Source organism: Clostridium sp. AF19-22AC, from assembly GCF_003479085.1.
GTDB classification, from domain to species: domain Bacteria; phylum Bacillota; class Clostridia; order Lachnospirales; family Lachnospiraceae; genus Faecalicatena_A; species Faecalicatena_A orotica.
In genome coordinates, this window is the sequence record NZ_QUGN01000004.1 from 323,058 (window position 1) to 345,973 (window position 22,916).

Annotated in this window: 20 protein-coding genes; 4 read left to right on the plus strand and 16 right to left on the minus strand. The window is 45.0% G+C overall.

The genetic code is table 11. The features are described 5' to 3' along the window. Positions 1 to 33: 33 nt before the first annotated feature. The 4 genes from DWX43_RS07130 to msrB form a co-directional block, all read right to left on the minus strand. Positions 34 to 738 carry an SDR family oxidoreductase gene (locus DWX43_RS07130; RefSeq protein WP_118619690.1) on the minus strand — a complete coding sequence of 235 codons (705 nt, stop codon included), beginning with the start codon at positions 736 to 738 and terminating at the stop codon, positions 34 to 36. A 41-nt stretch (positions 739 to 779) separates the two neighbouring features. Beyond that, on the minus strand, positions 780 to 1,412 hold the full coding sequence (locus DWX43_RS07135; RefSeq protein WP_118619692.1) for a GyrI-like domain-containing protein: 633 nt from the start codon (positions 1,410 to 1,412) through the stop codon (positions 780 to 782). Between the two features lie 91 nt (positions 1,413 to 1,503). Beyond that, positions 1,504 to 1,632 (minus strand): hypothetical protein, encoded by a 129-nt coding sequence (locus tag DWX43_RS27540; RefSeq protein WP_279220785.1) that lies wholly within the window; start codon positions 1,630 to 1,632, stop codon positions 1,504 to 1,506. A 7-nt stretch (positions 1,633 to 1,639) separates the two neighbouring features. Beyond that, positions 1,640 to 2,785, minus strand: a complete 1,146-nt coding sequence (gene msrB / locus DWX43_RS07140; protein ID WP_207666085.1) for a peptide-methionine (R)-S-oxide reductase MsrB — start codon at positions 2,783 to 2,785, stop codon at positions 1,640 to 1,642. Positions 2,786 to 3,075: 290 nt separating this feature from the next. Between msrB and DWX43_RS07145 the strand changes: the two genes are divergently transcribed. The 4 genes from DWX43_RS07145 (at position 3,076) to DWX43_RS07160 (ending at position 8,099) form a co-directional block, all read left to right on the plus strand. Beyond that, entirely contained in the window at positions 3,076 to 3,762 is a 687-nt protein-coding gene (locus DWX43_RS07145; protein WP_109731730.1) for a response regulator transcription factor, read from the plus strand. Further along, positions 3,749 to 4,738 carry a HAMP domain-containing sensor histidine kinase gene (locus DWX43_RS07150; protein WP_118619694.1) on the plus strand — a complete coding sequence of 330 codons (990 nt, stop codon included), beginning with the start codon at positions 3,749 to 3,751 and terminating at the stop codon, positions 4,736 to 4,738. The genes DWX43_RS07145 and DWX43_RS07150 overlap by 14 nt, the downstream gene beginning before the upstream one ends. Before the next feature lie 95 nt (positions 4,739 to 4,833). Then, positions 4,834 to 5,520 (plus strand): ABC transporter ATP-binding protein, encoded by a 687-nt coding sequence (locus DWX43_RS07155; protein ID WP_118619696.1) that lies wholly within the window; start codon positions 4,834 to 4,836, stop codon positions 5,518 to 5,520. After that, positions 5,520 to 8,099: an FtsX-like permease family protein gene (locus tag DWX43_RS07160; protein ID WP_118619698.1), complete on the plus strand. Its 2,580-nt coding sequence runs from the start codon at positions 5,520 to 5,522 to the stop codon at positions 8,097 to 8,099. Before DWX43_RS07155 ends, DWX43_RS07160 begins: the two co-directional genes overlap by 1 nt. Here the strand turns inward: DWX43_RS07160 and DWX43_RS07165 are convergent. The 12 genes from DWX43_RS07165 to DWX43_RS07225 form a co-directional block, all read right to left on the minus strand. Continuing rightward, positions 8,068 to 9,555, minus strand: coding sequence for a TrkH family potassium uptake protein (locus DWX43_RS07165; RefSeq protein WP_118619700.1), 1,488 nt, complete (start codon positions 9,553 to 9,555; stop codon positions 8,068 to 8,070). The two genes, DWX43_RS07160 and DWX43_RS07165, sit on opposite strands and share 32 nt — an antisense overlap. A 2-nt stretch (positions 9,556 to 9,557) precedes the next feature. Continuing rightward, positions 9,558 to 10,226 carry an NAD-binding protein gene (locus DWX43_RS07170; protein ID WP_118619702.1) on the minus strand — a complete coding sequence of 223 codons (669 nt, stop codon included), beginning with the start codon at positions 10,224 to 10,226 and terminating at the stop codon, positions 9,558 to 9,560. Continuing rightward, a complete protein-coding gene (locus tag DWX43_RS07175) occupies positions 10,223 to 10,681 on the minus strand; it encodes a TrkA family potassium uptake protein (RefSeq protein WP_118619704.1) in 459 nt (152 codons plus the stop codon). Before DWX43_RS07175 ends, DWX43_RS07170 begins: the two co-directional genes overlap by 4 nt. Next, positions 10,678 to 11,067 (minus strand): hypothetical protein, encoded by a 390-nt coding sequence (locus tag DWX43_RS07180; protein WP_109731723.1) that lies wholly within the window; start codon positions 11,065 to 11,067, stop codon positions 10,678 to 10,680. The genes DWX43_RS07175 and DWX43_RS07180 overlap by 4 nt, the downstream gene beginning before the upstream one ends. 157 nt (positions 11,068 to 11,224) lie before the next feature. Beyond that, complete coding sequence (locus tag DWX43_RS07185) at positions 11,225 to 11,923, minus strand: response regulator transcription factor (RefSeq protein WP_118619706.1); 699 nt, start codon at positions 11,921 to 11,923, stop codon at positions 11,225 to 11,227. After that, positions 11,916 to 13,451, minus strand: coding sequence for a DUF4118 domain-containing protein (locus DWX43_RS07190; RefSeq protein ID WP_118619708.1), 1,536 nt, complete (start codon positions 13,449 to 13,451; stop codon positions 11,916 to 11,918). Before DWX43_RS07190 ends, DWX43_RS07185 begins: the two co-directional genes overlap by 8 nt. Positions 13,452 to 13,574: 123 nt before the next feature. Further along, on the minus strand, positions 13,575 to 15,617 hold the full coding sequence (locus tag DWX43_RS07195; RefSeq protein WP_118619710.1) for a DUF4118 domain-containing protein: 2,043 nt from the start codon (positions 15,615 to 15,617) through the stop codon (positions 13,575 to 13,577). A 24-nt stretch (positions 15,618 to 15,641) separates the two neighbouring features. Further along, entirely contained in the window at positions 15,642 to 16,289 is a 648-nt protein-coding gene (kdpC, locus tag DWX43_RS07200) for a potassium-transporting ATPase subunit KdpC (RefSeq protein ID WP_118619712.1), read from the minus strand. Between the two features lie 12 nt (positions 16,290 to 16,301). Then, complete coding sequence (gene kdpB, locus DWX43_RS07205; RefSeq protein ID WP_109731718.1) at positions 16,302 to 18,368, minus strand: potassium-transporting ATPase subunit KdpB; 2,067 nt, start codon at positions 18,366 to 18,368, stop codon at positions 16,302 to 16,304. Between the two features lie 29 nt (positions 18,369 to 18,397). Continuing rightward, positions 18,398 to 20,110 carry a potassium-transporting ATPase subunit KdpA gene (kdpA, locus tag DWX43_RS07210; RefSeq protein ID WP_118619714.1) on the minus strand — a complete coding sequence of 571 codons (1,713 nt, stop codon included), beginning with the start codon at positions 20,108 to 20,110 and terminating at the stop codon, positions 18,398 to 18,400. A gap of 446 nt (positions 20,111 to 20,556) precedes the next feature. After that, entirely contained in the window at positions 20,557 to 21,255 is a 699-nt protein-coding gene (locus tag DWX43_RS07220; RefSeq protein ID WP_118619716.1) for a response regulator transcription factor, read from the minus strand. Beyond that, positions 21,239 to 22,777 (minus strand): DUF4118 domain-containing protein, encoded by a 1,539-nt coding sequence (locus DWX43_RS07225; RefSeq protein ID WP_118619718.1) that lies wholly within the window; start codon positions 22,775 to 22,777, stop codon positions 21,239 to 21,241. The genes DWX43_RS07220 and DWX43_RS07225 overlap by 17 nt, the downstream gene beginning before the upstream one ends. Positions 22,778 to 22,916 lie beyond the last annotated feature (139 nt).

The following is a 22,916-nucleotide window of genomic DNA, read 5'->3' on the forward strand; positions in this document are numbered from 1 at the left end:
TTTCGGAACTATCTGGACAATAAATAGTAATAATCAGACCGAAAGTGACCAGCCGAAGTCATCGGAATATATCATTTGTTTTGTCATACCGCCGTCAATGCAGATATTTTCTCCTGTAATGAACCCGGCCTTGTCTGAGCAGAGATATAGGATCATATTGGCAATATCAAGCGGATTGCCTACCCTGTGTACAGGATGCTGCAGGGCGTCGGAACCTGTGTATTCCTTAAAATCAGTGTCAATCCATCCCGGCGAGATAGAATTTACACGGACTTTTCCGGCCAGGCTGATAGCCAGGGCATGGGTTAAAGCAGATATTCCGCCTTTTGCCGCTGTATAGCTTTCCGTATTGGGCTGGCTCATCCGGTCGCGGGATGATGCAATGTTAATGATGGATGCTCCCGGTGCAAAATATGGCAGAAAGAGCTTTGATAAGTAGAATGGGGCAGTGATGCCTACATGTAAAGCGTAATTGAATTCTTCGTAAGAACACTCATCAATTCCTTTCATTAAAGGAAGGGCATTGTTAATTAAATAATCTATGTGGCCATATTCAGAGATCACTTTATCCTTAAAACGGATAAGTGTTTCTTTATCTGCCAGATCTCCGGTGAAGCAGCTGTTGGCTTCTTTATCAATGATACAGACTGAGGCGCCGGCTTTTCTGAATTCTTCGGCTGTAACTTTTCCAATACCGTTTGCGCCCCCGGTGATAACGGCAACTTTATTTTTAAACATTTCAATACTCCTCCTATTAATTATCTATCATGATTGTAAATTTATTTCGTTTTAACAGGATGTCTGATCACGGTTTTTTGTTTTGAAGCCTCTGTCTTTCTCGGATCAGATAAGTAGATTTCATGGTGCAGGCGGCGATCACTGAAGTCGTTTTCATAACCGTTGGCAGAGAGGTATTCATCCATAATGGCAACCGTGGCAGGTTCATCATCATATACGCCATAGTGCATCATTTGTACACACAAGCCTTCATCGATAGTCAGATATTCGGCAGAGGAGCAGTCGAGCTTTTTCTTTCTTGCCGCTTCCTGAACCGCCCAGTCAAAATCATCTTTTTTTACGAAATCCGGTAACCGGATCACACTAATCCAGTTAAAACTGCTTTTGTCTGAATAATCTACACCGTCTACATCTTCCTGCCACCAGAAGCCTTCCAAGGGAGGTACGACATATTCAAAAAAGCCGTCGATTTTATGTGTTCCTTTATAACTCATTCTTAAGGTATAGGCGACAGCATACAGAATCCCCACAGCCTGTTGGTATGCGCCTCCCTCCTCGTTTGGATTGCCGGTTCCTTGTACAGCAATATAGTTTATTGGCGGAACCATAACGATCTCCGGTTTATTTTTGGGCATGTAAAATTGTTTATACTCTTTTTTGAAATCAAATGCCATTGCGAACACCATCCTTTATATTTTTCTATAGTTTAACATACATAACAGGACATAAGTGTGTCGTGTTATGTGAAAATCCAAGTCCGGATGATTAATGTTTCCCAAGCAGAAGCCGGATGGTACAGCCTTCTCCCGGGGCAGACTGGATTTTTACGCCACAATTATCGCCATAGTAGAGCTTCAGACGTTCATCTACATTTGATATATAATGATACCTCATTCTCATTTTATTTATCAAATATCGATTTTAAGTATCCATATCCTTCTGCATCCAGATCTTTATAAGGAATAAACCGGATCGAGGCACTGTTAATGCAGTAACGCAGCCCGCCAAGTTCTGACGGCCCATCATTAAAGACATGGCCGAGGTGAGTATCACCTGCACGGCTTCGCACTTCTGTACGTATCATATTAAAGCTGGAGTCTGTTTCCTCAGTCACGACTTCCGGTACGATTGGTTTTGAAAAGCTTGGCCATCCGCAGCCGGATTCAAACTTATCCTCTGAACTGAACAGCGGCTCTCCTGTCACGACATCTGTGTAGATTCCTTTTTCAAAATTATCGGCATACTCATTGTTGTAAGGACGCTCAGTACCATTGTTCTGTGTCACCTGATACTGGATATCTGTGAGCTTTTCTTTCAATTCTTTCTCACTTGGCACCGGATAATTCTCCGGGTTAATCTGACCGGAGAGATCATTCATGCCAAGCCCTTCTTCTTCAATAAAGTCATCAGCATCTTGCAGATTGATATGGCAGTAGCCTCCAGGATTATTATCCAGGTAATTCTGGTGGTATTCTTCTGCCGAGTAAAAATTATCCAAAGGAACAACCTCTGTTGCAATTTCTTTTTTATATTTTGCTTTTTGTTCTTCAACTGCCATTTCTGCCGCAGCCTTATCTTCCTCATCTACATAATAGATACCGGAGCGATACTGGCTGCCTCTGTCATTCCCCTGCTTATTAACACTTGTCGGATCTACGACCTTGAAAAATCCATCTAAAAGTTGTCTGGTTGTAATCAGGGAAGTGTCATACATGACCTTGACTGTTTCCGCATACCCTGTGTTGTTGCGGCATACTTGCTCATAGGTTGGGTTTTCTGTATTCCCGTTGGCATACCCTACTTCTGTATCATACACACCGGGAAGTTTCTTAAAGTAGGCTTCAATTCCCCAGAAGCATCCTCCCGCCAGATAAATTGTATGTGCATTTTCTTCATTCACCATAGTATCCTCCTTTTTCGTGGACAGGCTATTCGTACTTTCTTTCGTTTCTTTCTGTACTGCAGCGCATCCGGATAATGCAGTCAGGACAATAGCCAGCATTCCTGCTCCAACAGATTTTACCAAATGATTTTTTATACCATTCATATCGGCCACCTCTTTTGCTTTTTGATACTCATATTTTACAGCCGTCCGGATGAGATTGTAATGGAATGGCTTTTGCATTTTCTTTGATTTCTTTGGGTTCAGATGCATAGATGCTGTGTGTCAATGATAACACCTGCAGTAATATTTTTCAATCGGCTGTTACAGTAATACTGAACCATAACTATTTACGATTTATGTTGCCAGTAACCATAGATAACGATACAATGATCCTGTAAATTAGAGATTGAAGAGGAATAGGATATGAAAATAATTGAAGGGTGGTAAAAGCAATGAAACGGATTTTTTTAGTTGAAGATGATAAGGCAATTGCAAAGAACCTGATGCTTCTGCTTGGCTCGGAAGGATTTACAGTTACTCCGGCTGCGACACAGAAGGAGGCCCTTGCTGTGTTGGAAGAAGGGAAGTTTGATCTGGCGCTGGTAGATCTTTTTCTGCCTGATGGGAATGGATTCACGGTATGTACGGAAATCAAGGAAACACAGGACATTCCGGTTATTTTCCTGACGGCTTCGGGCGATGAGGCGAGTGTTGTCACCGGACTGAATATGGGGGCTGACGACTATATCACGAAACCTTTCCGGCCGCGTGAACTGATTGCGCGAATTAAAACGGCTCTTCGTAAGAGTGGGAGGTCACCGTCGGCTTTTGATATCTGCGGTCTTCATGTCGATACAACGAGTGGTATTGTAAAAAAGAACGGCGCCGAGATTTTTCTTTCTGCTTTGGAATACCGCCTGCTTCTGGTGTTTATCAGTAATCCGCAAGTGATCATTACGCGGGACCGGCTGCTGAATGAATTGTGGGATGCTGCGGGAGAGTTTGTCAATAATAATACACTGACTGTTTATATAAAACGATTGCGGGAGAAAATAGAAGATGATCCTGCCGACCCGCGGATTATCCTGACCGTCCGTGGTACAGGTTATAGATTGGGGGGCGGAAATGTTACGGAATAAAGAATTTCGCCATTTTGCCATTTTGTTTATCATCATGGCTGCTGTTACGGTAATGGCAGGATTTGCAGTCAGCCCTGCTGCAGGAATCCTTGTCCTTATCACAGATGCAGCCTTTGGAATTGCATTTTATGTGTTTACGAAGGCACGGTATAAGAGTATTGCGGAGACAGCGGATCAGATCGACCTTGTGCTGCATAACGCGGACCGTCTGTATATCGGGGAATCAGAGGAGGGGGAGCTTTCTATTCTGCACAGTGAGATCACAAAAATGACACTGCGTATCCGGGAGCAGAATGATGCACTGAGGAAAGAAAAACAACATCTTGCAGATTCGATGGCTGATATCGCACACCAGCTCCGTACTCCCCTGACATCAGTGAATCTTATTCTGTCAATAATAGAAAACAGTTCGGATGAAAATGAGCGGAAGGCTTTACTGCGGGAAACAGAGGAATTGTTTGTGCATATGGACTGGCTGATCACTTCGCTGCTGAAAATCTCCCGTCTGGATGCGGGCATTGTGGTGTTTCAAAGTGAAAATATCGATGTAAGTGCTTTAATCAATTCTGCGCTTCGTCCGTTACTGATACCAATGGAACTGCACAATATTACCTGCCATACCAATGTGCCGGAAGGGGCCGCTATTTTGGGGGATTCCGGCTGGTTATCGGAGGCCGTCCAGAATATTCTGAAAAACTGCATGGAGAGCGCTGGAGATAATGGGACGATTCAGATTGTCTGTGAGGATACACCGCTGTTTACCGGGATTAATATCCGCGACAGCGGACCAGGCTTTGAAAAGGAAGACATTCCCCGTCTGTTTGACAGGTTTTACCGGGGAAACAGTGATAAAGCAACCGGTTATGGAATCGGTCTGGCCCTCTGCAAGATGATTATTACACGGCAGGGAGGGACCGTCACTGCAAAAAACCATCCTGGAGGGGGTGCGTTATTTGTGATTCGTTTCCCAAAGTGACGGATCTCTCACTTGAAAGTCACGGAGATGTAAGCTGAAAGTTCTATTATATGGGTAGTATCTGTTAAGAACCATATTTAAAGGAGGCTCATATCATGGAGTTTTTAGAAATCAAAAATTTATGTAAGGTCTATGGCAGGGGGGAAAACCAGGTTACTGCGCTCGACCACGTTTCGCTTACCATCAATAGAGGGGAGTTTACGGCAATCACCGGATCTTCCGGTTCCGGTAAGTCTACTCTGCTTCACATCATTGGAGGCGTGGATGTACCAACCAGTGGAAAAGTGTATCTGGAGGGGCAGGATGTGTATGCCGGAAGTAATGAGAAGCTTGCTATTTTCCGAAGAAGGCAGGTGGGGCTGATTTATCAGTTCCACAACCTTATCCCAACGCTGAATGTAGTGGAAAACATTACGTTACCGATCCTGATGGACAAACGTAAAGTCAACAAACAGCGGCTGGAGGAATTACTGGAACTGCTCGGACTGGAAGAACGGAAGACGCATTTGCCCAACCAGCTATCGGGCGGACAGCAGCAGAGGGTCTCTATCGGGCGGGCCCTGATGAACGCTCCTGCGGTCATGCTAGCGGACGAACCAACAGGCAGTCTGGACAGCCGGAATGGACATGAGATCATCAGTCTGCTTAAGAAAAGTCATAAAAAATACCATCAGACCCTGATTATCGTTACACATGACGAAAATATCGCACTGCAGGCGGACCGTATTATCTGTATTGCGGACGGAAGAGTTGTGCGGGATGAGAGGCAGGTGAGACGGTAATGAATATTTTCTGCAAAGTTGCCCTCAAAGGACTGAAAAAGAACCGCACACGGACGATTGTAACAATCATCGGGGTAGTTTTGTCTGCGGCTATGTTTACGGCAGTTACTACGTTTGGTGTTTCCCTTCTGGATTACATGGCAGAGGGGGCGGTCATGAAATACGGCAGCTGGGATGTCGGGTTTTTGGATGCCAATGCTTCTTTTGCACAGGAGCAGAGCCAGAACAATGATGTTGAGGAGATAACAACGATTGAAAATATCGGATATGCACCACTGAAAGGCGGGCAAAATCCCGACAAGCCCTATCTTTACGTGGCCGGATTCAGCAGGGAGGCTTTTGACGCCCTGCCCATAACCCTGACTTCAGGAAGACTTCCTGAAAACGGCAATGAGGTTCTCATTTCCGGGAAAATTGCGACAGACGGCGGCGTTTCCTATGCAACGGGGGATACCATTTCGCTTGCTGTAGGGAACCGTATGGAAGGAGAAAAGAAGCTTACCCAGAACGACCCATATACATCAGGTTCTGAGACCTTTGTACCACAGGAAAATAAAACCTATACCGTTGTCGGCATATGCCGGACGCCTGTTTTTGAACAGGACCATTCTCCGGGATATACCCTGATCACAAGATCTGACCAGGCCGGTGAAGGGGAGGACCTTAGTTTATTCGTGACTCTGAAGAATCCGCGGCAGGTGTATTCCTATGTGGACAGTACAGAAGCCGGCAGTTCCTATATCCTGAATACAGATGTGCTTCGCATTATGGGACTCTCGAGAAATCCGGGAGACAGGATATTCAATGCATTTATGTACTCGGCCGGTGCCATTGTGATCGCTATCATCATGATTGGTTCGATCTTCCTGATTTACAATTCCTTCAGTATTTCACTGAGTGAACGGACACGGCAGATCGGAATTCTTTCTTCCGTGGGTGCCACTGCAAAGCAGCTGCGCAATTCCGTGCTCTTTGAGGGTATGTGTATTGGGGCCGTAGGGATTCCGATTGGTATTCTGACAGGTCTGGGAAGTATCTGGCTTGTAATTTCCGTCGTTTCCAGAAAATTTTCAAGCCTGTTATATTCGGGGGTTCCGTTAACAATGAGTATGTCTTTACCTGCCATAGCGGGTGCGGCAGCGGTGAGCATCATTACTATTTTAATTTCGGCTTATATTCCTGCTAAAAAAGCAGTCAACATGCCGGTTATGGAATGCATCCGCCAGACAAACGAGGTGAAGGTAGAAGCCAGAGCCATGAAAATATCGAGGCTGGAAAGGCGCACCTATGGTCTGGAGGGAATTCTTGCACTGAAGAATTTTAAGCGAAACAAGAAACGTTATCGTAGTATCGTAATGTCACTTGTGCTGAGCATTGTGTTGTTTGTTTCAACCAGCGCCCTCGTAACAAGTATGCAGAAAGGCGCGGAGCAGACAAAAATAGTTACCAGCTATGACATTGGTTTTGGCACACAGGATATGGATGACAGCGAAATGCTGCAGATTTTTGACAGACTAAAAACTGCCAATGGTGTTACCGGAAGTTCATATCAGGAAGTGATAAATTATTCCTGTGCCGTTAAAGCGGATGAACTGACAGATGAATACTGGAAATCGGCGGGGGTGTATTCACCGGATGAAACGGTGAATCTGCACATGGAAATTCAGTTTCTGGATGATAATACTTATCTGGATATAGTTAAAGGACAGAATTTGCCTGAGGAGGAATATACGGGTCAGGATGCACGAGTGATTGGCGTAGCAAAATTAGGGGACGACAGCGCAGAAGGTGTAGATGATCTTGCTGATATGTTCAGGAATCCAGTCATGAATTTAACCATTGCACCTGAAATAAACGGTGTAGCGGACACAGAAGAGTGGGATCATATCGGGGTCAGGTTTGTTACTATGGTACCCCCGGATACACCTCCGATGCTAAAGGCGGCCGGACAACAGTCTACTTTTTTCTCAATTATAGCTCCCTGGTCACTGAAAGAGAGACTTGTACCTAAGGGGGCATCTGTGGATTCCAGAGTAAAGGGGCTGACCTTCCAGTCAGATCATCCGTCACAGTCGGCAGATGAAATGAAGAGTATGATACAGGAAATGAACATTTCATCTGCATATATCATGTTAAATACGGACGAGGTGCTTGAGGAAAGCCGGAATTATATATTTATTGCCAACGTTTTTGCGTATACCTTTATCATCATGATTTCGCTGATTGCGGTTGCCAATGTATTCAATACGATTTCCACGAATATTAAGCTGCGGCGCAGAGAGCTTGCCATGCTGCGTTCAGTGGGAATGCCTGACCGTGATTTTAATAAAATGATGCGCTTTGAATGTGCCTTTTACGGTATAAGGGCCCTGCTTTTTGGAATCCCCATATCGATCCTTTCTTCCTGGCTGATTTGTAAGGGCATGTTGTCGGATGATATCAGATTTGTACTGCCGTGGGGCAGTATCGGAATCAGCGTCATCAGTGTACTCCTTGTAATTTTTGTCACCATGATGTATGCAGTCAGCAAGATGAAAAAAGAAAATATTATCGATGCACTTCGGGATGATATGGCATAAGCCTGTGAAACGTTTTCATGCCGGAAACGATTCCTGTAACAACAATAAATATCTCCAGCCGACCTAAAATCATACCAAACATTTCTACAAGTAATGTAGCAGTATTGGTGTCGGGTCCGGTCAAACCGATAGAAAGGCCGACTGTTCCAAGCGCAGAGGCAAATTCAAATGCGGCCTCTGTCAGGCTGGAGTCTGCCGTCAGTGTCAATAAGAATGTACCAATAAGGAATAATCCAAGGTAACACACCGTAAATCCTGTAGTATCTGCCGCAAGGCCGGAATCAATCGGTGTTTTTCCTTGGGCCCTTATGTAATACGGGGTATCTATACGGCGGGCCGGTGACAGGCGCTTGCGGACATTTGCAGCCGCGAGGCGCAGCATCAGATATACACGGGTCATTTTTATACCGCCTGCCGTAGAACCCATTCCGCCCCCGACCAGCATCATGAGGATCAGTATGCCAATGGAGAAGGCAGGCCAGCCGGTATAACTCATACTGGAGTATCCGGTTGTGGATAGCGCAGATGAAACATCAAAAAAAGACTTACGGAATCCTTCTGCGATCGGTATGTTAAGACTGCCTGAAAGAGAAAAGGCTGTCAAAGGAACAAATATAAGTAACAGACCAATCATGAAACGTACTTCGCTTACATGGAATGCCTGCTTCCATTTGCGTTTGGTAAGCAGTAATAGTACAGCAAAATTTGTCGTACCAATCAGCATTAGAATAATTGTTATTATTTCAACAGGCAGGTTATTGTACTCACCAATACTGCCGAGCCTGGTGGAAAAGCCTCCTGTGGAGAGGGAGCACATGGCATGGCATATACTTTCAAACAGGCTCATGCCTGCAAAACAATAGGAGATTGTACCAATTACCAAAAAACCAGAATACATAATAAAAATTGTCCGGGCGGTTTTTTTCAGGTTCGGCATCAGTTTATCAGGGTGTCCCTCTGCACTGAACAGACTCATAGACTGCTTTCCGGAAATGAGCATAATCATCATCAAAACAAATCCAAGACCACCGCAGAACTGCATGAAACTTCGGTGAAACAAGAAGATTTTGGGGACAGTACTGACATCCATTACGGAAAGTCCTGTCGTTGTCCATCCGCTGACGGATTCAAATAAAGCCTGCACAACAGACATCTGTCGGGCCAGTACAAATGGGGCCGCACCTGTTACGATACCCCAGCTCCATGCAAAGAGAACCGTCAGGCTGCTGCGCTGCATAGCTGACTGCCTTGCTGTCGTATCAGTGCCGCCTTTTTTGCCCAGACGGCAAACAATAATTCCCGAAAAAATAGAAAATAAGGCCGGAATAATGAATGACAGCGCATATCTGGCATCCTCCGGATAAAATGGAAGAACTAACAGCGGTACGGAAATCATAATTCCTACTAAAAGCATAAGTTTTCCATAGTCCGAACAGTTTGAAAGATTTTTAGCCATGTCTACTCCCTCCCGGTTAATTCTTTCACCGCGGCAAGCTCCTGACCGTTGCCGGAAATCAAAACAAGCACATCCCCTGCAAGAATTTTTGTGTCTCCGCAGGGAATTCCGATCTGGTCACCGTGCAGTATACAACCGATAATAACCTCTTTTGGTAAATTGATTTCCCATAACTTTTTGCCGGCGGCTGGTGCGGTAGAAGAGATGGGGACCTCTGCAATCTGTACCCGGCCTTTTCCGATAGGAATGACATTGGCCATTTGTTCCATGAAGGCCTGCTGTTCGATAATGTTTGTAACTGCTGAGATGGCACATACAACGCTGTCGATACCCATTGCGTAGAAGAAATCTGTTTTTCTCGGATCAGATACCAACGCCACGGTTTTGTGTACGTGAAACCGTTTCTTGCACAGCTCGCAGATAACTAAATTGTCCTCATCCTTCGATGTAAGTGCAATTGCAATTTTATAATCGGATGCATTGGCATCCTCCAGAATAAAAGGTTTGGTGCCATCCCCTTCAAAGACGTTTAACTTATTGATTCCAGCCAGTTTCAGACATTCCTCATGGGAATCATTGATGGCAGTAACCTGATACCCGCGGCCTAACAAGGAAACCGCCAGAGATTTTGCTTTACTCTTGCCGCCGACCAGTAATACTTTTGTTTTCATACGGCTTCCTCCCGAATGTGTGCGGCTGCCTGGCCAAGGAGTTTATCAATCTCTTTTGCCGACAGTATGGCGGGACAAATGGTATCAATTCCGAATTCGCGGTAAATGCAGTCCCTTTCCGGATCATACAGACGGGCAATGACCCGTTCCACTTTGAATATTTCGCGTGCGATCTGCGCCAGCATGATATTTGTGTTGTCATTGTTCGTTACTATAATTACCGCGTTTGCCTGTTGGATACCCGCTTCCTGCAGGACATCGTAATCGGTTCCGTCTGCATTCAGGGTCAGCCCTCCGAAGGAAGGAGAAAGTTTCCGGAATGCATCGTTATCCCGGTCAATGATGAGAACATCAAAACCCTCATCGGACAGTGTGTTTGCCAGATTTGCACCTAAGCGTCCGCAGCCAATGATGATATTGTAAGTTCCATGAACTTTAAAAAGATACTTTTTCATTTCTGTGACCTCCTCTTCATATGTCCGATTCCGCATGAATCATATTCCATGACATAAGTACTTTCTTCCTCTTTGATGTCGCTTTCGTCATATGCGCATTCTCCTCTGGAAAAAAAGGTTCCGAATTTCTCAAGGTTTTTTCGTGCAGGGAGATAAGTGGGATCAAGCGCCCACGCAGCCCGGAAGTGCTTCATGGCAGCGCTGTGTTCACCTTCCTTTTCCAATAATATGCCGATGAGATTATGGGGCTGTGCTGAATGCGGGTATTGACCCATAGCAGTACAAAGCAGCTGCTCACATGCTGTGTAATCTCCCGATAAAATAAGATTCTTTGCATTCGTACACAATGCTTTTAAAGAGTCTGTATTTATTGTTGAACTTTTCATTTTTTCATACATCCTTTCTAAGGCTTATTGATTTTTACAGTCTTATCATAGAACATATACTGTGACCTTGGTGTGAGAGTGAAGATACCTTTGTGAGAATCCTGTGAGAATCGAACGGCTGCAGCGGATGACTCAGCAGGAGGCACACCCCACGGATTTATATTTTCAGCATCCGGTATCCGACACCAACATGCGTCTGGATATACTGTACCGAATCAGGGGACGGCTCAATCTTTTTACGCAGGGTTCCCATAAAAACCCGCAGGGAAGCTACATCATTATCCCATGAAGTCCCCCATATTTCTTTGGTAATATATCGGTGTGTTAACACCTTTCCGACATTCTTAGCCAGCACGGACAGCAGTTTATATTCAATGGGGGTCAGATGTAGTTCTTCATTCTTCAGATAGGCACACCCGGCCGCATAGTCGATTTTTAACTCACCATTTTGGAAAACCGCATTCTGGACAGGCAGTACATTTTGTACTGCATTTAACCGGCGTACCGTGGCACGTAGTCTGGCGAGCAGTTCCTCCACGGAAAAGGGTTTTGTCAGGTAATCATCGGCACCGGCATCCAGTGCATCGATTTTATCGGTATCTTCACTCCTTGCACTGACAACGATAATGGGCATGTTGGACCAGGTCCTCACTTTCCGGATAATTTCGATGCCGTCCATATCCGGGAGCCCGAGGTCCAGAAGCAGAATGTCAGGATTATGGGACACTGCCTCCAGAACAGCATCCGCACCAGTAGAAGCAGAGCGGAAACGATAGTTTTGTGTATCTAGTGTTGTTGTTATGAGGCTGCGGACTGCTTTGTCATCCTCCACAACTAAAATAAGCGGTTTACTCATGTAAATGCACCTCCCATGCAGGTAATGTAAATCGGAATATCGTGCCTTGGGGCAGATTGTCTTTTATAGAAATGGTTCCTCCGTGTAAATGGATGATTGACTTGCAAAGTGCAAGTCCCAGCCCGATCCCGCGATGGCTGTCGGTAATTTTTGTACTGGAAGTATAAAACATGTCAAAAACATGGGGCTTCTCTGCATCTGGAATTCCGGGACCGTCATCAGAAACCTCAGTAATCACCTGTTTGTTTTTTATATAGGTCTGAATAGTGATATGAGAACCGGCAGGTGTATACTTGACAGCATTGTTTATAAGGTTAATTACAACTTGAACCATAAGCCGGGCATCCATTTTTGCAAAAGCCGTATCGGCATCTTTTACGAGAATGACATGTTCCTTACTATTACGGTCCGCATGCCGCAGTGCCTCTGCAATGATTTCCTCCATTAACTCCGGTTTCATCTGCAGGCTTGTACTGCCGTCCTCAATTCGCGTAACTGTCAGCAGGTTTTCTACCAGTCTTATGAGCCATAGTGAGTCCTCATAAATGTCGTTATAAATCGGCTTACGTTTCTCCCATTCCATCTGTGCGCCATTCGCCAGCAAAAGATTCGCATTTCCGGAAATAGAGGTTAACGGGGTACGAAGATCATGGGATATGGACCGCAGCATATTGGCCCGGAGCTGTTCATTTTTAGCCAGGACTGCAGCTGCCTGTTTTTCTCTTGCCGTTTTTTCATTTTCCAGCGCCATTGCACATTCTCCTAGAAGTGAAAGAAGCATACTTGTTTCTTCCGGTGTCAGGGAATCACCGGACAGGGCGATTCCAACAACCCCATATACATGGCTGCCAATCCTTATGGCAAGGTAAAGGCATTTTGCATTAGACAGTATGTTTGTGGATGCCCCTGCCCGTTTATTATTTTTAAACACCCATGCAGCTACAGCCTGTTCATTAACGTTCAGACAACTGTCATCCATCATGGCTTCTCCAACAGGGAACGGATGTGGAACCAGAGGTTTGTCATTTGTTTTCATATAAAATACAATATCACGGCCCAACAGGCGGACTAGCTGCCGTGCCGTAATAGTTACAATTTCCTCTTTGCCTTCTGCTTTCTGCAGGGCCTGGTTGCAGTCGAACATAACCCGGGTGCGGTATGCCGTGTAGGCAAACTGCTGTGTGTGCTGTTTCAGCTTTGCGGCCAGATTGCCTGTAATCAGTGAGGCAATGAACATGATTAAAAAAGTGGCCGGATAGCCGGAATTATAGGCATTCAATGTAAAACGCGGCTCTGTAAAAAAGAAATTAAATACCAACACGCTGGCAACAGAAGAGAAGAGGCTGCATATGCGTGATGTGGTCAATATGGAGTTTATCAATACCCCGAGAATATAAATTGTAATAATATTTGATTCGCTAAACCCGAGCGTATCAAAGATAGTGCCGATGCCGGTAGCCGCAGCCAGCAGCAGGATGCTTTTTCCAAAATCGGGAAGAAGGAAAGGTCCATAGTCTGATGTATTCATAATTTACCTCCTGTGCAGACTTACTCTATCACAGATGCTGTGAGACGGATGTGAGAGAACGTCCGTCCATGTGAGAATCCTGTGAGAATCGAAAAAAGCCGCTTCGATCAAACGAAGCGGCTCTCAATGATTTCCTGCACATTTTTCTATATTTTCCATCTGCTGGATTCTCTCCAGTACCAACGCGGCTTCATCCAGCATGGCAGATATAATATTGTACTCAAAGGTGCCAATTTCCCGCCTTTCTTCCAGTACCATGCCAACGACCGCGGATACATTGTCATCGTCTGCCACTGGAAGATAGATTGCTTTCGCATCCGGCAGTGTATGGGTGGTGCAGCCTGCCCGGTGCCCGTTTTCAAATACCCAGGAGACAACAGCCTGTTCGGCCCGGTTTATGTAGTCACACTTTAAGTCATCCTGCATATTCTTTTCAATTCCGGTTCTCATATAAATAGACGGCTCCTGAAGTTTTCCATCCTTTTTCATATAAATAATAACGGTGAAATTCATCAGTTTCTGAATTTGTGAAGCCAGTTCGTCACCGATATCTTTTCTGCTTTTTGCGCGCCTTAGTCTTTTGCTGTTCATGAGAAGAATCTCAGTACGGTACGCCCGTTTTGCATTTTCCTCATTTTGCCTCTGTATCTTTGACACAATCCACGAGGTCAGAAGACTGACTGTGAACATCATGACAAAAGTTACCGGATAGCTGGCATCATAAGCTTCCAGACTATGCAGAGGTATTGTAAAGAAATAGTTGAACAGCAGGACACTCAGCACAGATGCCAGTACCGAGCATATATAGCCGGATGTGGTGATGGCAGTCAGCATGACCCCCAGCAGATAGACCATAATAATATTGGCCTCTGTCAGTCCCAGATATTTCATTCCCAGAGCAGCTGCCGTACTTGCCGCCATCATTCCAAGCATAACCAGAATGTCCGGACCTCTTATAAGACCTTCCAGAAATTTACCATTTTTCCTTATTGTATAATGTTTTTGCCCGACTCCGTTATGCAGATCAGGGATAATGTATACATCCAGGTTAGGCGCATACTGATTCAGACTTTCGACCAGTGTTTTTCTCGTCTGGCCAAACAGGATCTTGTGGGCTGTTCTTCCCATGACAATTTTCGTTACATTGCTGACCTTAGCGTATTCTGCAATCTGTCTGGCCACATCCTCTCCGTTTACACTGGCAATTTTTGCGCCCAGAGTCCTTGCAAGACGCATATTTTCATCTCTTCTTTTTTTAACCTTTTCGTCTGCATTCTGAAGGTTTCTTGTTTCTACATACAGTGCGGTAAACTCAGCATGGAATGCATAGGCCAGCCGTGCTGCAGTGCGTATTACTTTTTCATTGGAAGGTGCCGGTGATATACAGGTCAGTACATGTTCGCCCGTGGGGTAGTCCCCGGAACCAAGCAGTTTTTTTTCTTCCTCTGCAAGGTGATTCACTCGGTCAGCCATTCTTCGAAGGGCGATTTCCCTTAAGGCTATTAGTTTATCTTTTGTAAAGAAGTTCTGCAGTGCTCTCTGGGCCTGCATTCCCTGATAGATCTTGCCTTCCTTCATACGCTCGATCAGTTCTTCAGGTTCGATATCCACGAGTTTAACCTGAGACGCCTTATCAAAGACACTGTCTGGTATTCTTTCCTTTACCTGTATGTTGGTAATGCTGGATACATTATCGTTGAGGCTCTCCAAATGCTGGATATTTACTGTGGTATATACATTAATGCCGTGTTCCAGCAGTTCTTCGATATCCTGATATCGTTTCTGATGCCGGCAGCCCTGTGCATTCGAGTGGGCCAGCTCGTCAACGAGGATAACCTTTGGCCGCCGCTTAAGAGCTGCGTCCAAATCGAATTCCCGGATTTTTACCCCCTTATATTCCACCATCAGGAATGGAAGCTGTTCGATTCCTTCCAGAAGTGCTGTTGTCTCCGGACGGGCATGAGGCTCCACGTATCCGGCGACAACATCCACAGAGTTCTTTTTTAGCTCTCTGGCCGCTTCCAGCATCGCATATGTCTTCCCGCTTCCGGCCGCATAGCCGAGAAATATTTTAAGGCGGCCAAACTCTTTCATGTGTATCTTATTTTCTTCTGCCTGAAGTTTATCAAGCATTTCTCGTGGACTTGGCCTTTTGTCTTCCGCCATAAGCGCCTCCTGCACTTTTTAGTTCTATATTTCTCCGATTGCTTTTGCAATGTCAAGATTACACTTCAGGACATTTACCCTGTCATGTCCAAATACGCCGAGTACCTTACCTTCTGTATTATTTTCAACAATTTTATCTAGCTGTTCTTCACTTAAACCAGTTTCCTCAGCGATAGATGGAATTTGAATTCTGGCTGATTCCGGCGTGATATGCGGGTCCATCCCGGAACCAGAGGCAGTTAACAGATCGGCCGGGATATCGCCTTTCTTTACATCAGGATGCTGTTTGAGAAACTCTTCTACAGATTTTTCAGCACGTTCCTTTAATTCCTCATTAGAAGGTGCAAGGTTGGAACCGCCTGATCCCACTCCTGCGTATGTGCCGTCTTCCTTTTCTTCTTCGGTGTAGGTATTATAATTTACCCCTGATATACGGCCCTGGAAATATCTAGGATCGCCGGAGAAGTCCTGTCCGGAGATTGCGGAACCTGCCGCCTCTTCTGGGTCATTCGTATTTTTTCCGTCCGCGGTAATCAGGCTTCCATTTGCCTGATGCGGAAAGAAGAGCTGCCCTAAACCTGTCAGGGCTGCGGGATATGCAAAGCCACAGACAACAAGCATCAGGACGGTCAGGACGACAGCGCTTTTTAAGTATTTTAAAAATGATTTCATGAAACTTCCTCCCTACATTCCCAGCATCGCCAGAAGCGGTGCTACCAAACAGTCAATAATCTTGATACCGGCAAACGGTACAATGATACCGCCAAGTCCATAGATGCCCATATTCTTAAACAGCATCCGTTCTGCGCTCATCGGTTTGTATTTTACGCCCCGCATTGCAATCGGGATCAGACATGGTATGATAATTGCATTAAATATAAGAGCCGACAAAATAGCAGACATTGGGGTTGCAAGATTCATAATATTAAGCATCTGCATCTGGGGAATCACAAGTGTGAACATTGCCGGAATAATTGCAAAATATTTCGCCACGTCATTTGCAATACTGAAGGTGGTGAGAGAGCCTCTTGTTATGAGCAGCTGTTTTCCAATTTCCACCACTTCCAGAATTTTTGTCGGGTCAGAGTCCAGATCCACCATATTTGCAGCCTCCTTAGCTGCTGATGTACCTGAGTTCATCGCAAGCCCTACATCTGCCTGTGCCAGGGCCGGTGCGTCGTTTGTGCCGTCACCGGTCATGGCTACAAGTTTTCCTTCTGCCTGTTCTTTCTTAATGGCTTCAATCTTATCCTCCGGCCTGCATTCAGCGATAAATCCGTCAACACCGGCTTCTTTTGCTATAGTTGCAGCAGTAAGCGGGTTGTCACCGGTACACATAATCGTCTTGATACCAATATCTCTTAGTCTCTGGAACCGCTCAACGAGCCCTGGCTTTACCGTATCCTTCAGGTATATAACACCATAGATTACACTGTCAGCCTCCACAACAAGCGGAGTACCTCCTAGCGACGCTATGCGCTCGACAATATCATCAAGATCTTCCGGAATTATTCCGCCCTTTTCAGACACCCGCTCTTTGATCGCATCCGCCGCCCCTTTTCTTATCTTGGAGCCGCTTGCCAGGTTCGCACCTGACATCTTGGACTGTGCCGTGAATTCAATGAATTCCAGCTGGTCTGCGGCGCTGTCATCGATTTTGGTGCCTATAGTGCGGGCCAGCTCCACCGTTGATTTTCCTTCCGGCGTAGGGTCACACAGGGAGGTCAGAACCGCATAGTCAATCAGATCCTCCTTTGACTTCCCATTCACTGGGTAAAACTCTGCTGCCAGACGGTTCCCGAATGTAATGGTTCCTGTCTTGTCGAGGATCATTGTATCCACATCCCCGCATGCTTCTACTGCCTTGCCGGACATCGCAATGACATTAAATCTTGTGACACGGTCCATTCCTGCAATACCAATCGCCGATAACAGGCCGCCTATAGTAGTAGGAATCAGGCAGACCAGCAGGGCAATCATAGTAGATATAGGAATCTGCACTCCGGAATATGTTGAAAACGGGTACAGGCAGACTACTACAATTAGAAAAATGATAGTCAGTCCTACAAGCAGTGTATTAAGCGCAATTTCATTCGGTGTCTTCTGGCGTGACGCACCTTCTACAAGTGCAATCATTTTATCCAGAAAGGATTCCCCCGGTTTGGAGGTAATCTTTATTTTCAACCAGTCACTTACGACCGTAGTTCCGCCTGTAACAGATGAAAAATCTGTCCCTGCTTCCCGGGTGACCGGTGCAGATTCTCCGGTGATCGCTGACTCGTCTACGGAAGCAATTCCTTCGATTACCTCCCCGTCATTGGGAATTACTTCACCTGCTTTGACAAGAACAATGTCATCTTTCTTAAGCTGGGAAGCATTCACGGTTGTCTCAGACCCGTCTTTATTGATAAGTCGGGATTTTGTATCCTGCTTTGTCTTTTTAAGGGAAGCGGCCTGGGCCTTTCCCCGGCCCTCCGCTACAGACTCTGCAAAATTTGCAAATAGTACAGTTATAAAAAGTATGACACAGACAATTCCATTGTACGTTCTTAAATATCCAAGTGATGCGTCATCGCCGAATATTGTCGGGATAATTGTCATGATAAGAGTCAGAAGGCAGCCGGCCTCCACAACAAACATAACCGGATTCTTTATCATATATTTTGGATTTAGCTTCTGGAACGCACCAATAATAGAACTTTTTAAAATGTCCCTTGTCACGAACTTTGATTTTTCTTGTTTCTTAGACATTTTCATTTACATCCTTTTCTTAAAATTTGCTAATACCATAGTGTCAGATGCTCCGCAACCGGTCCCAAAGCCAGTGCCGGGAAAAAAGTCAGGGCTGCGAAGATATATACAATAAATACAAGCAATATTGTAAATACTACATTATCCGTACGCATCGTTCCAATTGAGGCCTTCGTACGTTTCTTGGCAAACAGTGAACCCGCAATTGCAAGCTGTGCGACGATTGCTATATAACGCCCGAAGAACATTACAAGTCCGGCGGTTATATTCCAGAAGTAGGTATTGTCACTGAGTCCTTCAAATCCGGAACCGTTATTCGCCGCTGATGAAGAATATTCATATAGTACCTGTGAAAGCCCATGAAAGCCCGGATTCGTGATTCCTTCCAGACCAGCGGGAACTGCCAAGGCAAGAGCGGAGAATCCAAGAATCAATAACGGGTGTATAATCAGGACAAGTGCTACCAGCTTCATTTCCTTCCCCTCTATTTTCTTTCCCAGATATTCCGGTGTACGGCCTACCATCAGCCCGCAGATAAATACAGTGAGGATGGCGTACATGAGCATGTTCATCAGACCGACACCCTTTCCTCCGAACACACAGTTCAGCATCATATGTAACAAAGGTACCATTCCGCCAAGTGGTGTCAGTGTGTCGTGCATATTATTGACTGTACCTGTGGTGAATGACGTAGTGGTAGTCGTAAAGAGTGCTGACTGGTCAATGCCGAACCGCACTTCCTTTCCTTCCATGCTTCCCATATCCTGGCTGATTCCTGCTGTATCAAGTACCGGATTCCCGGCTTTTTCAGATACAAAGCAGATGGTTAAACCAATGAGGAAGATTACGGACATAGCAGCAAATATGGTTCTGCCCTGTTTTCCAAACAGAGGTTCTTTTGCCGTTTTATCTTCTTTTTTCCTGTCCTGACACATCTTGCCGAATGTAAGCACACATGCGCCCGGAAGAATCATCATAGAGATAAGTTCTATAGTGTTTGTGATAATTGTCGGATTCTCGAACGGTGTGGATGAGTTTGCACCGAGGAATCCGCCTCCGTTGGTTCCCAGATGTTTAATGATTTCCAGCGCCGCGACCGGTCCCATCGCAAAATCCTGAAGTTTACCAGTTATCGTATTTACTGTAATATTGCCTCCGAATGTTTCAGGGCATCCCTGCCAGATTAATACCAGGCCGAATATGAGAGACCACGGGAGCAGAATACGTGTTGTTATACGAACCATATCCTCATAAAAATTTCCAAGATCCTTGCTTTTGCCGGCAAGTCCCCGTGAAAATGCCATACATGCAGCATATCCGGAAGCAGCAGATGTGAACATCATGAAAATGATAACAAGCATCTGGCTCAAATAAGAGAGCCCGGATTCCCCGGAATAGTGCTGCAGGTTCGTGTTTGTCATAAAGCTTATAATTGTATTAAATGAAAGGGTTGGTTCCATCCCTTCTATATGATTGGGGTTTAAAAATAATATATACTGTAATCTTAAAACGAGATAACCCACAAACACCATGACCGCGTTGGTCATCAACAGACTTAATGTATAATCCTTCCAATTCATTCCTTTTCTATTTATACGGCAGATTTTATAGATTCTATTATCTATCCTGTCAAAAAAAGGATCTGCAAATGTCTTTTTCTTAACCGCAATATGGTACATATATCTTCCCATAGGTATAACGGCCAGAATGAAGACTACTAAAGTCAGCGCAATTTGTAACATGACTTTTTTTCCTCCTGATTTTATTTACTTTCATATCTTTATAATTTTTCTGGGTGAACAAGTGCATAAAATAAATATGCCGCCATTAACAGAATAACAATTCCCAGTAATATCATTTCGCGTCTCCTTCCTCTTAGTAGTTCATCTGTCTCGCTATTCGTTATTCCCATTGCCTGTATCCACCTGGCTGCTGCACCAGTTGGTGAAAAGCTTCATTAAGCTGAAGCATACAAACAGTATGGCTATCATAGCCAAATCCATCATGATAGTTCCTCCCTTCCTCTATTACACAACCTCCTCTACTGGTTCAACAAAAGGATACTGCGGCTGCCATAAATTAGGTATTAGTAAAGAGGCCGATAAAATAAAGATGCTATAAAGATGGAAAGCATATAACTGCCGTGGGCATAAAAAAAACAGGCATTTAACTGCCTGCTTTTTTGTGCTTATTCATCTGTTAAACGGTATCCTACTCCGATTTCGGTCAGTATATACCGCGGTTTCGCCGGGCTTTTTTCTATCTTGCGGCGAAGCCCTGCCATGAGGGCACGCAGCGCCTGTGTATCAGTACCGTAGCCGATACCGTATATTTGTCTTAGAATATACTGGGTTGTAAGTACCTTGCCGATGTTTTTGAAAAATAGTGCCAGAAGATTGTATTCCAACGGTGTGACATGGATTTCTGATCCATTCAGGTGGACCAGCCTCTTCTCAAAGTCTATTGATAAATCACCAACGTGTGCTTCCTTTTGTTCTGTATGGCTGCCTGCCTTGTACAGGTGCCGCAGGGCCACCCGGATTCGTGCCATCAGTTCCGTGGCAGAGAACGGTTTAGTCAGATAGTCATCCGCACCATTGTCCAGAGCCAAAGCCTTCTCTTTATCCTGATCACGGGCCGATACCACAATAATCGGCAGTTCCGACCAGCTCCTTACCTTGGTGATCACCTCCATTCCGTCAAAATCCGGTAAACCCAAATCCAACAGCATCAAATCAATCGGCTCTGACACAAGGGTGGAAAGTGCATTTTGCGCTGTACCAGCGGTTTCCACCTGAAAACCGTCCTGCTTCAACGCATAGCAGATAAAGTTGCGAATTTGTGTATCGTCCTCAACAACTAATATTTTTTCATTTCTGAGCGTCATCCTGTTTTACCTCCATTGGTAGTGAAAATGAAAATTCGGCGCCGGCCCCGTCTAAACGGTTGCGGGCAGTAATAGTGCCTCCGTGGGCATTTATAACAGATTCACAGATTGCAAGCCCCAGACCTATGCCACGCTGTGTGTCCGTATCTTTTCCGTGTGTCGTATAGAATACCTGAAAGATGCGGGGAATATCTTTTTCTGCGATGCCGCAGCCGCGGTCTGCCACGGAAAAAACAGCCATATTTTTTCCCTGTTCCACCCATACTGAAACAGTAATATCACCTCCGACAGGAGTGTGCTTTACTGCATTGTCCAGAAGATTTACCAGTACTTGTATGATGAGACGGGCGTCCATTGGCACGAGCAGCACATCATCTGGGATATTTACAGAGATATCGTAGTCGGGGCGGCGTTTTGCCATAATTGCAATTGCACTGCCGATTACTTCCTCAACGGCTTCTTCCTGCTTGTCCAGAATCAATTTCCCTTCCTGCAGACGAGTTAAATTTAATATATTTTCAACAAGTGCATGGAGCCAGTCCGCATCTTTAAAGATACCTTCAGCCAGAGAATAACGTTCATCATTCTTTTCAGTCATGCCCATCAGCATTTCACTGGTTCCCATAATTCCGGAGAGCGGGGTACGAAGGTCATGTGAGATAGCCCGCAAAAGGTTTCCGCGGTAACGCTCCTGTGTTGCCTCTTCGAGTGAACGGAGTCTTTCCTGAATACTATGGAAGCGGTCCATTGCCATAGCCGTACTTTCTATCATGGTATGGAGCAGCAGTTTTTGTTCTTCGCTTAACTCCTCATTGATTTCTACAGGAATGCGGACAGTCCCCAGAACAGAATCCTGTCCGTGGATCGGCCAGTCACAAAATTCTTCCCCTGCATAATAGGACGTGCGGAGATTATCAATGTTGTGTCTCAGTTCGGAACCGTTTTTTATATGGCGGCGTACCAGTTCATGCTCATTTTTTTGCTGAATATAGCCCGTCTCGGGAATTCCACTTTCATCAAAGCATAAACACGCAGCATGACAGTTAAAAATCTTACTTATGGTATTTACTGCGACATTTACGATTTCATCTATGTCAGAAGTGGCAGCCAAATGATTAGTAAGCTGGTAAAGGGCAGTAGTTTCTGCTTCCTTTTCTTTCGCCTCTAACGCGTTTTGTTTAACCTTGGATGTCAGTGCACTGGTTATGATAGACGTCAGTGTCATGATTGCAAAAGTGATAAAGTATGTGGGGTCATTTACTGAAAGGGTAAAATAAGGGTCAGTAAAAACATAATTAAATGCAGCCGTAGCTGCAATTGTGGCAATAATACCATATACATAACCTTTTGTAAAACGTGCCGTTAGAATAACTGATAAAATATACACGACAACAATATTTGTTTCCGGAAAACGGAGTGACCGGAACAGCCATCCAGTGACTGTTGCAATTAAGATAAAGCAACACGTAATTAGTGTACAGGTAAGAACCTGTGCTTTCCTACTTTCAATTTTTTCGCTCATTGTACTTACCCCTTTCAAGCATGCATCCAGATATAAGTATAATATCCTTTTCAGGAAGTACAACACCTTTTTTAATTTTTATTGGACGGAGGGCCAGATTTTCCTCAATTCTATCACATACATTTCTTAGAAATTTTTA